Source organism: Lysinibacillus sp. G1-3 (assembly GCF_056322905.1).
In genome coordinates this window covers 121,845-137,271 of record NZ_JBWHYQ010000014.1, presented here as the reverse complement: position 1 = coordinate 137,271, position 15,427 = coordinate 121,845, and the positions used below count along the sequence as shown (strand labels likewise).

Below are 15,427 nucleotides of genomic sequence, written 5' to 3'. Positions count from 1 at the left end.
ATAGGGGAGGATTAAGATGAAAAAAATTATGAATCAACCTGAATCACTTGTTATGGAAATGTGCAATGGGATAGTTATGGCTCACCCGGAACTTGAGCTGTTAAAAAAATATAAAATAATTAAGAAAAAAGCAATGAATGCAAATAAGGTAACTTTAATTAGCGGTGGCGGTAGTGGACATGAACCAGCACATGCAGGGTTAGTAGGAAAAGGAATGCTAGATGCTGCGGTATGTGGTGATGTGTTTGCCTCTCCTTCACAAATACAGGTATATCAAGCAATTAAAGCAACAGCCAGCCAAAAAGGTACACTGCTCATAATTAAAAATTACAGCGGGGATATAATGAATTTTAAAAATGGCGCCCACTTAGCTATGGAGGATGGCATTCAAGTAGAGTACGTTCGCGTAGAAGATGATATTGCAGTAGAAGATAGCCTTTATACAGTAGGACGCCGCGGCGTTGCAGGAGTTGTGTTAGTACATAAAATTGCTGGTGCAGCTGCAGAAGAAGGTATGGATTTGATGCAGGTTAAAGCTGTAGCGGAAAAAGCAGCGGCAAATGTTCGAACAATTGGTCTGGCACTAACTTCCTGTACGGTTCCTGCTAGTGGATCACCTACTTTCAAATTGGGTGAAGACGAGATGGAATATGGTGTCGGTATTCATGGAGAGCCAGGAAGAAAAAGAGAAAAAATAATGGCTGCAGATGAATTAGCTTTACGTATGACAAATGACCTTATGAAAGATTTAGGATTAGATAAAGATGCTGAAATTGCTGTTCTAGTAAATGGATTTGGTGGTACACCACTTCAAGAACTTTATCTGTTTAATAATGCGGTTACTAGAGAGCTGAGTAAAAGAAATATACGAATCAATAGAACGTTTGTCGGCAATTACATGACAAGTATTGATATGGCTGGGATCTCTCTTACAGTAATGAAACTAGATAATGAACTGAATACATTATTATCGAAAGAATGTAATACACCTGCATTTAAGGTAGATGGACCAGTTGAACGTGTAGAATACGTAGATATTAATGATAACGTAGAAGAGAAAGAGGTATTCTTTGAGACGGAAACAGAAGAAGAACACGCTATCATTAAAAACGAGGTAATCACATTAAATAATATGATTTATCTTGTAGATAAAATGAGTGAGATTATTATTAAGAACGAAGTGTCTTTCTGCGAATTGGATACCTATGCAGGTGACGGCGATTTCGGAATGAGTGTCGCAAAAGGTTTTAAGGAATTAAAACGAGGATGGAGCTCGATTCTAAATCATGAACATTTAAGTATTGGGACTTTCCTTGATGGTTGTTCCATGATCATTATGGAACATTGTGGAGGAGCTTCTGGTCCAATTTGGGGCGGGGCTTTCCGAGCTGCTAGTAAAGCAGTGGAGGGGAAAATGGAATTAACTGTCGGAGAGTTTGCTGAAATGTTACAAGCTACGCTGAAAGGTATACAATCTGTCGGTGAGCGTTCTTTCGGAAGAGGGGCAGAGGTAGGCGATAAAACGCTTGTAGATGCGCTTGTACCTTGTGTGAATTCCTGGTCAGAAAGTGCTGCAACTGGTGCGGACTTTAAAACAGCTTTTGAGAAAGGGGCAGAGGCTGCTGTTAAAGGAGCGGAATATACAAAGGAAATCGTAGCTCGAATGGGTCGCGCTGGAACAGTTGGTGAAAGAAGTCTAGGTTATCCGGATGCCGGTGCTTATGCGCTAGGAGTTATCTTTACGGAGCTTTCTTGTAGTTTAAAATAAAGCGAGCACTATGGATACAACTTATTTCGAATATTGTTACCTTCTTAGGGATTTAATTTGTTCAAAAATGGTTAGTATGTAAACAAAGTCTTGTGCTTTTCAGTACTTTCCATTAGAATAAATGCAATACATGTAAGACAATGATGAGGAATAGTAAATTTGTGTTTCTTTTTAGAGAGCTAGCGGTTGGTGGGAGCTAGTAGGAAAGCAAATTGAACTCGCCTTCTGAGTCTGCCCGAGTGAAACAGCTCGTGCCGTTCCTTCCGCGTTAAGGAAGCTAAAGCTGAGTGTGATCACTAATGTGGGTGGTACCGCGGGAGATACGAATTCTCTCGTCCCTTTCTAATGAAGAAAGGGGCGAGTTTTTTTATTTTTTAAATATTTTGTCAATTCTTAAGTTGAAGAGCATGACACATTCAAAGGAGGAAAAATAATGAGTTTTAATCATCAACAAATCGAAAAAAAGTGGCAGCAATATTGGGCTGATAATAAAACGTTTAAAACTGAAAACGAAACAGAAAAACCAAAATTTTATGCGTTAGATATGTTCCCATATCCATCTGGTGCTGGTCTTCATGTAGGACATCCAGAGGGCTATACAGCGACAGACATCCTTTCACGCTTCAAGCGTATGCAAGGTTATAACGTCCTACATCCTATGGGCTGGGATGCATTCGGTTTACCTGCAGAGCAATATGCACTTGATACAGGAAATGACCCTGCAGAATTTACAGCGAAAAATATTGCAACATTTAAGCGTCAAATCCAAGAGTTAGGTTTTAGCTATGACTGGGATCGTGAAATTAACACAACAGATCCAGAATATTATAAATGGACACAATGGATCTTTATCCAACTTTATAACAAAGGCTTAGCCTATGTAGATGAAGTAGCTGTAAACTGGTGTCCAGCACTTGGAACAGTACTTGCAAACGAAGAAGTTATTGATGGAAAGTCAGAGCGTGGTGGTCACCCTGTAGAACGTCGTCCAATGAAACAATGGATGCTTAAAATTACTGCCTATGCTGATCGTTTAATCGATGACTTAGAGGAAGTTGATTGGCCAGAGTCTATTAAGGATATGCAACGTAACTGGATTGGTCGTTCGGAAGGTGCAGAAGTAACATTTAATATAGATGGAACAGATGAAAACTTCACGGTGTTTACAACTCGTCCTGATACATTATTTGGTGCTACATACTGTGTTATTGCACCCGAGCATAAATTAGTGGATCAAATTACATCTGCTGAACAACGACAAGCTGTTGAAGCTTATTTAGATAAAGTAAAATTGAAATCTGATTTAGAACGCACAGATTTAGCAAAAGAAAAAACAGGCGTATTCACAGGTGCCTATGCAATTAATCCAATTAACGGTAAAAAAATGCCGATTTGGGTTGCGGACTATGTGTTAGTATCATACGGTACTGGTGCAATTATGGCAGTTCCAGCACATGATGAGCGCGACTATGAATTCGCTACAGAATTTGGTTTAGAAATTATTCCTGTCCTTGAAGGTGGAGACATTAGCAAAGAAGCCTTCACAGGTGATGGTAAACATATTAACTCTGACTTCCTTGATGGCTTAAACAAAGAGGAAGGTATTGCTAAGGCAATTCAATGGCTTGAAGAAAAAGGTGTAGGAGAGAAGAAAATCTCTTACCGTCTTCGCGACTGGTTATTCTCTCGTCAACGTTACTGGGGTGAGCCAATTCCTATGATTCATTGGGAAGATGGTACAACGACGCCAGTACCGGAATCAGAATTACCATTAGTACTACCAAAAACAGATAATATTCGTCCTTCAGGTACGGGTGAATCTCCGTTAGCGAACATTTCTGAATGGGTAAATGTTGTTGATCCTGAAACAGGCAAAAAAGGTCGTCGCGAAACGAATACGATGCCACAGTGGGCAGGTTCTAGCTGGTACTTCATTCGTTATATTGACCCAACAAATAAAGAAGCAATCGCAGACCCTGAATTACTGAAACGTTGGTTACCAGTTGATATTTATATCGGTGGGGCAGAGCATGCGGTATTGCACTTACTATACGCTCGCTTCTGGCATAAAGTATTATACGATTTAGGTGTTGTACACACGAAAGAGCCATTCCATAAATTATTTAACCAAGGGATGATTCTTGGTGAAGGTAATGAGAAAATGTCTAAATCAAAAGGTAATGTCGTTAACCCAGATGAAATCATTTCTTCACACGGTGCGGATACTTTACGTCTATATGAAATGTTTATGGGTCCACTTGAAGCATCTGTTGCATGGTCAACAAATGGCTTGGACGGGGCACGTCGCTTCTTAGATCGTATTTGGCGTCTATTTGTTAATGAAGAAGATGGTACAATCGCTGCGAAAATTCAAGTTTCTGATGACAAAACATTAGAAAAATCATATCATCAAACTGTGAAAAAAGTGACAGAGGATTATGAAGGTATTCGCTTCAATACAGCCATTTCACAAATGATGGTATTCATCAATGATTGCTACAAAGCGGATGTAATTCCAACAGAATACGCTGAAGGCTTTGTGAAAATGCTAGCTCCAATGGTGCCACACGTTGCTGAAGAACTATGGCAGATATTAGGTCATGATGAATCACTTTCATATAAGGAATGGCCAACATATGATGAGGCTAAACTTGTAGATGATGAAGTGGAAATCGCTGTACAAGTACTAGGCAAAGTACGTGCAAAAATCGTCGTAGCGAAAGATGCTTCAAAAGAAGAAATCGAAAAAGTAGCTCTTGCAGATGATAAAGTACAAGAGTATATGGCAGGCAAAGACTTAGTAAAAATAATTGTCATTCCAGGTAAGCTTGTTAATATCGTCGTGAAATAATAATGTGAAAAGTGTCCAATATTTGGGCACTTTTTTCTTTTTTGCTGAAACCATATAAGATTTTGATACGACTATAGTGTGAATAGGAGGTGTTTGTTTGAGTGAGCATTTAGCAAATATTATGGAAGAGCATGGTGAGTATTGCCTTCGAGTAGCTTATCTATATGTGAAAGACTGGGCTATTGCAGAAGAAATCGTTCAAGATGTCTTTTTTGCTTATTATCGGCAACGGGAGCGCTTTGAACAACGATCCTCGCTAAAAACATATTTAGTAAAAATAACAGTACATAAAAGTCATGACTATTTACGAAGTTGGAGAAATAAGCGACATATTTTATTTGAAAAGCTGCACATTGGCGTCAATAAACGATCGCCAGAAACAAATTTGATTGAAAAGGATGAACGAAGAATTGTAACAGCAGCTTTGTTTGAACTTCCAATCAACTACCGAGAAGTAATTATTCTTTATTATTACCAAGAATTAAAGGTTCGTGAGATAGCGGAGGTACTTGCATGTACCGAAAATACAGTGAAAACAAGACTTCGTAGAGCTAGACAAATATTGCAGGGAGAACTGGACAAAAACCATTGGGAGGTGCTAGAAGATGACATCTTTTAAAAATAAACTGGATAAAGAGCTTGGAGAAGCCCCGCGTTTCTCACAACAATTGCAGGATCGTATTTTGCACAATGTAGTTCAGCAAAATAAACAATCTCGTAGATGGCAATATCCAATGGTTTTCATTGGAGCAGTCGTGACGATCCTCTTCTTGATTGTAATTGGTCCATGGAAGCAAGTAGATTTATCTAAGCATGCTACGATTATTGAACTAGCCCAACATGAGGTTAAACAGTTTACGAGTGCGTATAATTGGGAGGAGGATACCTTTAAGGCCGGAAGAACTGGCTGGATTTTAGGGCAACAGTCTTATAAAAATGATTCGGAAACAAAGCTCATTGCCAATACGCTTCAAAAGGCAGTTATTTCGAAGAAGGATGATGATTACTATGCATATCGTGATGTATGGGTAGAGTTTGACAATGGGCAGGTTGTGCAGCTAAAAATGTACTTAAACGATGAGCTGTTAGCTTTTAGCGATAGACATACAAATATCTTCTACAAGGTGGAAGATGCTGACACTGCGTCAGCATTTATTGCCCTTATGCGAAAAGATGATAAAGATATTAGTTTCGGTGAGATGGTTACTTTTTTAATAATTGCTCTCTTTCTAGGGTTACTTATCGAGATAGTTATTAGAAAAAAGTTTAGCATCTCAAAGGAGCCAAAATATATAAATACAGGCCATCAACGTACAACATATATTGTTAAGTTTATAGAAGGGGCAATTTTAATTTTAATGAATCTATATGGATGGTTTATCTATATAGCTGCAATATCCGGATTTTTAGCTGTCGCCATGATAAGTTCTATTGCGATTGACTATAATTATGGGCGAGAGGAAAAAAGACATTATATATCAATTGGATTGTTTATTATGTCACTAGTACTAATAATTGTATTTATCATTTATTTTTCATAAAAAGGAAAGAGGTGCTCTGAAATTCTTCGAGCATCTCTTTTTTTGATATGTAACTAGATTAATGGGGAACTTCATTTCAAAATATGTCTTGAAGACCGCCTTAGATTGACCGTCTCTAATAGAATGCATATCTTCGTCAAAGTTAGTATTTACATAAAAAAATCTATAATTGGTTTTTATAAACATTAACAGTATTTGGTTGAAAAGTACTGTTTTTACTTGTGCGCTATAGCAAATATTTCTGTTATAACTGATTGGTTTAGTTGTTTTTTAGTTTGAAAAGTATAACTAGCCATAGCTAAAAAGAATGTGTAGGATTTTTACTAAAAGAAAAAATATATATTTGAATAATAAAAATCAATAAGTAATTATTAATCGTTTTAAAGTATGCACAATGTGTATTGTATTTATTTAATTGAATATCCATTAAAAGTTAATTAAATCATTTAATATGATTTTCACATTCCCTTTTGCACGAACGAAATTTGTCTATTTAGGCTTTAAAATTCTCTTTTATCCACGTTATTTCTACTTAATGGATATTTGTTTATGAACCTTTATAGAAACACGAAGAAATAATAAGCGTTAGAAAAAGTGGGGTATACATTGATTGTATGTGAAAATATGCACAAAATTAATTATATTAATATAGTTAATATGAAGTTGTATAATAGAGTAGAAAAATAATAATAGCTAAAAAATGTTATGGTTTTTGTTTAAAAAACATCTATTTGCTTAGAGACTGTAGGGTTTACGTTATAAAATTATTGGGGTGAAAAATAAAATACTTTTTGCAGAAATAATATTTTTTTAAAAAACATCTTGCATTTGAATAATTCTAAGTGGTAAATTGTTTTACAGAGACGTTCATAAAGTTTTCACAGGTAGCAAAAGAGGGGAGAAAAGAGAAATTATGAATAAAAATAGATGGTTAATTGCATTATCTGCAATCGCTATTCACCTTTCAATCGGTGGAGCATATGCATATAGTGTATACAAGATACCGATTGTTACAGAAATGGGATGGAGTGAAACAAACGTAACGGTTGCCTTCACAATAATGATGGGGCTTGCTGGTTTTTCGGCAGCATTATTTGGTAACTTAGTAGAAAAAATGGGGCCACGTAAATCTGCGATGATAGCAGCTGTTCTATTTGGGGCAGGACAAGCTGGTGCAGGTGTAGCTATTTCAATGGATTCCGTAACATTATACTGGTTAACATATGGTTTACTAAGTGGATTGGGTATGGGTATTGGTTATATTGCGCCTGTATCGACATTAGTAAAATGGTTCCCGGATCGCCGAGGACTAGCAACAGGTATGGCTGTACTTGGATTTGGTTCAGGAGCACTTATTACAGCGCCAGTCGCAGCTAACTTAATGGGGGCTGTGGGAATTTCTACAACGTACTTTATTTTAGGGGCAAGTTATTTCACGTTAATGATTTTAGGGGCTTCATATATAGCACCGCCTAAACCTGGTTATATGCCAGCGAATATGAAGGCGGCTGCAGATAATGGTAAAGAAGTAGTGAAGAAAGATTTAGCTGTCATGTCAGCACGTGAAGCTGTGAAAACTAAGCATTTCTGGATGCTTTGGTCAATGCATTTAGTAAACGTAACAGCAGGTATTATGATGATTTCTGTTGCATCTCCAATGGCTCAAGAAATTGTAGGTTTATCAGTTGCGGGAGCCGCAGCAATGGTAGGTATAATGGGATTATTTAATGGTGGTGGTCGTTTAATATGGGCTGCTGTGTCTGACTATATTGGTCGTTCGAATGTCTTTGTAATTTTCTTTATCGCACAGCTAGTTACATTTATCGTCTTACCGCATACTACAAACGTTATTATTTTCCAAGCACTTATTTTCTTAGTTGTTAGTTGCTATGGTGGAGGTTTCTCTAATCTACCTGCATTTGCAAGTGATTTATTCGGTACGAAACAACTTGGAGTTATTCATGGTTATTTATTAACGACTTGGTCTTTAGGTGGTATTTTTGGTCCACTTTTAGTAAGCACTATTAAAAATGCTTATGGTAGCTATATTCCTGTATTCTATGTATTTACAGGGTTAATTGCAGCTTCATTAATTATTGCATTAACATTACGTGCAGATGTACGTAAACGAACAGCATTAAAAGAAGCTTCTCAAAAGGTTGGAGACGTCTCCGCTACACAATAAAGTTTACTTTCAATTCGCACTTGAAGGTAATGGCCATATGAGTGTCATTTCGCACATGACGCTTGTATGGTCTTTTTTTGTAGCTGTTGTTATATAACACTCGATTAATCTCTGTTTAATGTATAACAGTTGATGTCTGCTGTCAATATCATTATGGGAAATAAAGTGAATTCGCTACTAAAAGAGAAATTTTGTAACGGAAAGCAAATGCGAGGTGTATGAACTAATTTGCTAGTGGGTTTAGATACCATTTCATTTTTTGAAATTTCATGAATAAAAGATTCAACGCATCATTCAATCGTTTGTTTTTACCCCTCGGATAATTTGATTGAATCTTTCCGGAACTTAAAACGTATATAAAATAAATAAGGAGGCATTGATATATGGGGAAATTTTCTTTAAATGAGTTTATTAATAAAACACAGCAGGACGATAGCGAAAATGAATATTTCGAGTTAGAAACTGAGCGTGTATTAGAGGTTAACCTAAATGGCGAGGTTTGGTCGAAAATGGGCGCAATGATTTCTTATGTAGGAGATATTAAGTTTGAGCGTGAGCGTGTGCTGGAGCATGGCTTAGGTAAAATGTTTAAAAAGGCATTAACCGGCGAAGGTACTCAACTTATGAAAGCGATGGGTAAGGGGCGACTTTATTTAGCCGATCAAGGGAAAAAAGTAACAGTCTTCGATCTAAAGGATGAAACAATTTGTGTAAACGGTAATGATTTACTCGCATTTGAGCCTAGTATTGATTGGGATATTCATTTAATGCGTAAAATGGCAGGAGTTATGTCTGGTGGATTGTTTAATGTAACTTTACAAGGAAGAGGGAAGGTTGCCATTACAACTCATTTCGAACCGTTAACCTTGTTAGTAAAGCCTGGTGAAACGGTTTATACTGATCCACATGCTACTGTAGCTTGGTCCGGTACTTTGTCCCCAGAGTTTAAAACAGATATTAGCTTCCGAACATTTATCGGTCGAGGTAGTGGTGAATCTATTCAAATGGCATTTTCAGGTGAAGGGTTTGTCATCATTCAACCATATGAGGAAGTATATATGTCAAAAGAAAGCTAAAAAAGCGTGTCCGCGTTCTCAGGACACGCTTTTTATAATGTGGAAAAATAAAATGTTCAAGGAAATCTTTGTGAATGTTGTGGTGCATTTAATGAGTTGATTTCCGTTCCAGGCTACTCGCTTTGTTGTTGCTGCCGCTACGCTTTCGCACAGAGCAATGCTTCCTATGGGCGGCTCATCGGACGCCCATAGGAAAGCGCTCAGTCGGAAACGGAAATTAACCCCTCGCTTTGCCGAAGAGCTTTATTACCCAATAGTTTTTATGTGATAAAACCACTAATATAAGTCCGAAATAGAGTATCTTACATTCCTGCGTTCATCCCTGCAATACGTCCTGTAACGAGTGCAGACGTAATATTATAGCCACCTGTGTAGCCATGAACATCAAGGATTTCCCCGCAGAAAAATAAACCATTCTTTTTCTTCGAAGCCATAGTCTTTGGTTCAATCTCTTTAACAGAGACGCCACCACCAGTGACAAATGCTTTTTCAAGAGATTGTGTCCCACTAACTGTCATTGTGAAATTGACGAGTAATCTAGCTAAGTTGCGGACTTTCTCCTGTGATAATTCAGCGCCTGTCATTTGCACATCGATATTTGCACGCTCACATAAAAATAGTAGCCAGCGTTCAGGAGCAATACCCTTCCATACATTTTTCACCGCTTTTTTGGGATCTTCTTTAATGAGTTTGTTTAAATGTTGCAAGCACGTTTCCTCATTATAATCAACAAGTGTTTGAATACGCATTGTCACAGGTTCGTATCCTGTTTTCATCAATTCTTTCACGATAAATTGACTGCAGCGTAAAACAGCAGGACCGCTTATCCCAAAATGAGTGAAAAGCATGTCCATTTGATGTGTTACGAGTACTTTGCCCTTCTTGTTTAAAACAGAGACAGCGACATCGCGTAACGCAAGTCCTTGTAGCTCACAAGCTTGAATGAAATCCTCTTTTGATAGAACAGGAACCTCAGTAGGGAAAAGTGTAGTAATTGTATGGCCGGCACGCTCTGCCCATGGATAACCATCGCCTGTTGAGCCAGTTTGTGGAACAGCTTTCCCACCAACGGCAACGACTACTGCCTCGCTACGAATTTCTGTGCCATCTGTAAGGCGTACCCCGAGAATTTTTTCTTCATCCATTAGAAGCTTATTAACGGGTGTGTTTAAGCGCACTTCAATATGAAGTCTCTGAAGCTGACGAATAAGTGCATCTACAACATCCTGCGCGCGGTTAGATACAGGAAACATACGTCCGTGATCCTCTTCTTTTAATGCCACACCAAGTCCTTCGAAAAATGCAATAATATCTTCGTTATTATAAACCGTGAATGGGCTGTAAAGAAAACGGCCATTTCCAGGGATGTGCTTGACTATTTCTTCAACGGGCAAACGATTAGTGACATTACAGCGACCACCGCCTGAAATGGCCAATTTTTTGCCGAGCTTTGTTCCTTTTTCTAGTAATAATACTTTCTTTTTACGTTCTCCAGCGGCTATAGCAGCCATTAAACCGGATGGGCCACCACCGATAACGATAACATCGTACATATATTTAAAAACTCACTTTCTTTTCAAATTAGGAATCTTTCCTATTATACATGAAGTCTATATAGAGAGGCTTCTTTCACATTGAAAATACGACAAAAGTATTTTATAATTTCTTATCTTCTACTTTCACGAAGGGCTCGTCATCAAGTGTTGGGGATGCCATTAGTTAAAACATATGCCATGCCATATTAGTTGATCTTCGTTACGACTGGGCGACTCCTTGGGGATCAGCGATATAGAGGAACGAAGGCTAAAAGTATCACGTCCTGTGATAACGCCTTCGTGACCAACATCCAAAGCGCCCGGCCGGAACGGAAATCAACCACACGTTTTAATGAAGAGCTTTCATGTGTGGATTTTGGATGGAAGATGTGAAATTGAAGTGTTTTTAAATGAGATAAAGTGCTCGTTGGTTGAACGAATAATCGGTGTAGAATAAATTAACTGATGAAAGTTTTGCTTTATATGTATTGTCGGTATGAAATGAATGTCTTTTCATGCTATTATGGTAAAGGTTATGCACTAAATTATGAGGTGAAAAATAGAATGTGCGGATTTATAGGCTATATTAATGGAACAAATGTGATTGATCATCATCAAACGATTGAAAATATGATGAATACAATTATTCACCGCGGACCTGACAGCGGTGGGATTCACAGTGATGATAAAATAACGTTAGGATTCCGTCGATTAAGTATTATCGACTTATCAGACGTGGCAAACCAGCCGTTGTACAGTGCGGATGGTAATATCGTTCTAGTATTTAATGGAGAAATCTTTAACTTCCAAGAGCTACGTGCTGATTTGGTTGAAAAAGGTCATAACTTTAAAACACACTCTGATAGTGAAGTTATTATTTATGGTTATGTTGAATATGGTGTAGAATTTGTCAAAAAGCTTCGCGGCATGTTCGCATTCTGTATTTGGGATAAAAAGAATGATTTACAATTCATCGCTCGTGATGGCTTTGGTATTAAGCCACTGTATTATACAGAAAACACAACAGATGGTACGTTTATTTTCGGATCAGAAATTAAATCATTTTTACCACACCCATCATTTATTAAAGAATTAAATAAAGATGCGCTACGTCCTTATTTGACGTTCCAATATTCTTCAATGGACGAAACGTTCTTCAAAGGTGTGTACAAATTACAACCAGCACACTATATACTTATTAAAAATGGACAAAAGCAAATTGTGCAGTATTGGGATAAAAAATTCCATGCAAAAGAAGCTCCAATTGAAAAATATGTAGAAGAAATTCGTACGACAGTAAGAGAATCAGTAGATGCGCATCAAATTAGTGATGTGAAGGTCGGTTCTTTCTTATCAGGTGGTATTGACTCAAGTTATATTACTTCATTATTACGCCCTGATAAATCCTTCTCTGTTGGTTTCTCTGACTACGAGGATATGTTCAATGAAACAAATTTAGCAAAAGAATTATCGGATACATTAGATATTCAAAATGAGCGTAAATATATTTCGGCAGATGAGTGTTTTGAAGCATTACCGAAAATTCAGTGGCATATGGATGAGCCACAATCGAACCCATCTTCTGTACCGCTATACTTCCTTTCTGAGTTAGCATCGAAGGATGTAACAGTAGTACTTTCAGGTGAAGGTGCGGATGAAATTTTTGGTGGCTATTCATGGTATCAAAACTCTGGCAAAATGCAAAAATATGAAAAAGTTCCTTTTGGTATCCGTAAAGCGTTACGAGGTATAGCAGAGGCGTTGCCTAAAAATCAATATACGCACTTCCTTGTTAAAGGTGGTCAAACAGTAGAAGAGCGCTTCATCGGAGAAGCGGTAGTATGGGATGAAGAAGATGCATTAAATGTCTTGAAACCAGACTATAAAAATGGTCCATCTGTAAAATCGATTACAAAACGTATTTACGATGAAGTTCCAGGCGATGATGATGTTACTAAAATGCAGTATCTTGATTTAAATCTTTGGATGCCAGGCGATATTTTATTAAAAGCAGATAAAATGAGTATGGCCCATTCAATTGAATTACGTGTACCATTTTTAGATAAAGAAGTGATGGAATTAGCGAAAAACATTCCTTCGAAATATCGCGTAAATGATATTGATACGAAATATGTTCTTCGTCAAGCTGCGCATCAGGAATTACCTGAAGAATGGGCAAAACGTCCAAAACTTGGCTTCCCAGTGCCAATCCGTCACTGGTTACGTGAAGAAAAGTATTATAAACTGGTAAAAGAAATGTTTACAACGGACTTTGCCAATGAATTCTTTGATACAAAACAATTAGTAGGCTATCTAGATGAGCACTATGAAGGAAAAGCAAATCGTGGGCGTTATATTTGGACAGCCTATGTGTTCTTAGTATGGTATAAACAATTTTTCGTAGATATGTAATAGAGAAGTAGCTTTAATCGGTGGGGGTTTTCGTAATCTCCACCGATTATTTTGAAACTTCTATTTTCCTTTGGGAGGACATAACTGCTATTTTTTTTTGAGTGCTAGAACTTTTTAATGTATTTATGCGTCTGTTTACCTAGTAAATGTGTTAAGATTACAGTTGCTTTACTTTTTTAATATTTTCTAGGGTTATTGTATTCTGAATTTTGTTAATGTAGTTCTGTAGTTTTTACAGTGAGAGTAAGTTTTTTATATGGCAGCGTTTACAAGTTATTGTGAAACAAGTGCTTTATTCGCAGAAAGATCTGCTCAAGAAGTAGCTTAAACCTTGAGTACATTGAAATTATGCCTAGGCATAATTGATTGGCAAATAGTTTATAAGTTTTTTTTAAGTGTTAAGATAATGAAATTATTGACTTTAAAATGAATGGATGGTTACAATGTCCAATTTAATGAAAGGTACTGCGATATTAACGATGGGGATGTTTTTATCGAAGGTGCTCGGATTAATTTATATTTTTCCATTTTATGCGATTGTGGGTGAGGAGAATGTAGCCCTCTATCAATATGCATATATTCCCTACTCGATTATGCTAGCAGTAGCCATCTCGGGTGCGCCAATTGCTGTATCCAAGTTTGTTTCTAAATACAATGCAATGGGTGATTATCAATCAGGCCGCAAGCTTATGAAATCCGGCATACTTATTATGATGTGTACGGGGTTAGCGGCGTTTGTTGTTCTCTTTATATTAGCTACACCAATAGCAGGCCTTGTTATTAAAAGTGATGAACAGGCATTTTCGGTAGAGCAAATTGCCTCAGTTATTCGCTGGGTTAGCTTTGCGTTAATTGTAGTGCCATTTATGAGTCTATGGCGTGGATTTTTCCAAGGCTATGACAAAATGGAGCCTACTGCAGTTTCTCAGCTAGTAGAGCAAATTGTTCGTATTGTAGTGTTATTAGGTGGTTCATTCTTAGTTGTAGTAGTTTTTAATGGGAAACCAGAAACGGCTGTTTCCTTTGCGGTGTTTGCTGCCTTTATTGGAGCAATTGGCGGGTTGCTAGTACTCTATTATTATTGGAAAAAATATCAACCTGAATTTGATTTATTGCGCAGTCAAAGTGTTACATCTACACAGCTACCAATGTCCAACATATATAAAGAAGTAATTACGTATTCGATTCCGATGGTGTTTGTAGGTGTTGCTAACCCATTATTCCAATTAGTGGATATGCTTACGTTTAATGGAGCTATGGCATCTATAGGCTTAGCGGAAGTAACGGATAAGTATTTATCAATGATTAACTTTACAACACATAAGGTTGTCATTATTCCAGTAATGCTAGCTACAGGTTTTTCAATGGCGCTAGTACCGACGATTACAAAATTTTTTACGCAAGGTGAATATTTATCGTTACGAAATGCAATGGATAAGACATATCAAATATTAATTTTCATTACATTACCAGCAGTAGTTGGAATTTCGTTGTTATCGAATGAAATATATTTTATGCTCTATTCGGAAAGCGAGATGGGGGCTATGATTTTAGCCCATTATGCACCTGTTGCTATTTTATTTGCATTATTCCAAGTGACTGCAGCACTTTTACAGGGGATTGATTTCCAAAAGTGGATTGTCCTCAGCTTATTATCTGGGATTTTAGTCAAACTAGCGATTAATATTCCGTTAATTCGTTTAATGGAGGCAGATGGTGCACTTCTTGCCACAGCTATTGGCTATAGTGTTTCAATTATCATTAATATACTTGTGCTACGACAAACATTGAACTACAGATCAGAAATGGTTATTCGTCGTGTCATGCTCATTTCTCTTTTGACAGCGATAATGGCGGTAAGTGTATTCATCGTTCATACGCTTTTAGAGTTATTAATGGGACCAGTAAGTGGTAAATTCTCAGCGTTAGTTTATTCTGTTATTTGTGCTGGAGTAGGCGTAGCAGTATATGGCTTCTTGTCTTTACGCCTAGGCTTAGCACAAAAGCTTCTCGGTGAACGATTGACAAGAATAACGAACAAACTGGGATTTAAATAGGA

At 37.3% G+C, this 15,427-nt stretch carries 9 protein-coding genes and 1 other annotated feature; of the genes, 8 read left to right on the top strand and 1 reads right to left on the bottom strand.

Translation table 11 applies throughout. The features are described 5' to 3' along the window. Positions 1-16 precede the first annotated feature (16 nt). From dhaK to ACVYAD_RS16215, 6 genes are all read left to right on the top strand, one after another. Positions 17-1,768, top strand: a complete 1,752-nt coding sequence (dhaK, locus tag ACVYAD_RS16240; protein ID WP_476427138.1) for a dihydroxyacetone kinase subunit DhaK — start codon at positions 17-19, stop codon at positions 1,766-1,768. 131 nt (positions 1,769-1,899) lie between these two features. Continuing rightward, positions 1,900-2,111, top strand: a binding site (T-box leader). A gap of 90 nt (positions 2,112-2,201) precedes the next feature. Then, complete coding sequence (gene leuS / locus ACVYAD_RS16235; protein ID WP_476427137.1) at positions 2,202-4,619, top strand: leucine--tRNA ligase; 2,418 nt, start codon at positions 2,202-2,204, stop codon at positions 4,617-4,619. Positions 4,620-4,716: 97 nt separating this feature from the next. Beyond that, a complete protein-coding gene (locus ACVYAD_RS16230; RefSeq protein WP_476427136.1) occupies positions 4,717-5,238 on the top strand; it encodes a sigma-70 family RNA polymerase sigma factor in 522 nt (173 codons plus the stop codon). Then, a complete protein-coding gene (locus ACVYAD_RS16225) occupies positions 5,225-6,160 on the top strand; it encodes a DUF4181 domain-containing protein (RefSeq protein WP_476427135.1) in 936 nt (311 codons plus the stop codon). The genes ACVYAD_RS16230 and ACVYAD_RS16225 overlap by 14 nt, the downstream gene beginning before the upstream one ends. 913 nt (positions 6,161-7,073) lie before the next feature. Next, positions 7,074-8,345: an L-lactate MFS transporter gene (locus tag ACVYAD_RS16220; protein ID WP_349659136.1), complete on the top strand. Its 1,272-nt coding sequence runs from the start codon at positions 7,074-7,076 to the stop codon at positions 8,343-8,345. Positions 8,346-8,728: 383 nt separating this feature from the next. After that, positions 8,729-9,421: an AIM24 family protein gene (locus ACVYAD_RS16215; RefSeq protein ID WP_476427133.1), complete on the top strand. Its 693-nt coding sequence runs from the start codon at positions 8,729-8,731 to the stop codon at positions 9,419-9,421. Between the two features lie 302 nt (positions 9,422-9,723). On the opposite strand, the gene ACVYAD_RS16210 is transcribed toward ACVYAD_RS16215, so the two are convergent. Continuing rightward, positions 9,724-10,974, bottom strand: coding sequence for a BaiN/RdsA family NAD(P)/FAD-dependent oxidoreductase (locus tag ACVYAD_RS16210; RefSeq protein ID WP_476427132.1), 1,251 nt, complete (start codon positions 10,972-10,974; stop codon positions 9,724-9,726). A 546-nt stretch (positions 10,975-11,520) separates the two neighbouring features. On the opposite strand from ACVYAD_RS16210, the gene asnB reads away from it, so the two are divergent. Together asnB and ACVYAD_RS16200 are read left to right on the top strand one after the other, a co-directional pair. Beyond that, positions 11,521-13,368 (top strand): asparagine synthase (glutamine-hydrolyzing), encoded by a 1,848-nt coding sequence (asnB, locus tag ACVYAD_RS16205; RefSeq protein WP_349659140.1) that lies wholly within the window; start codon positions 11,521-11,523, stop codon positions 13,366-13,368. 443 nt (positions 13,369-13,811) lie between these two features. After that, positions 13,812-15,425: a putative polysaccharide biosynthesis protein gene (locus ACVYAD_RS16200; protein ID WP_476427131.1), complete on the top strand. Its 1,614-nt coding sequence runs from the start codon at positions 13,812-13,814 to the stop codon at positions 15,423-15,425. Positions 15,426-15,427 lie beyond the last annotated feature (2 nt).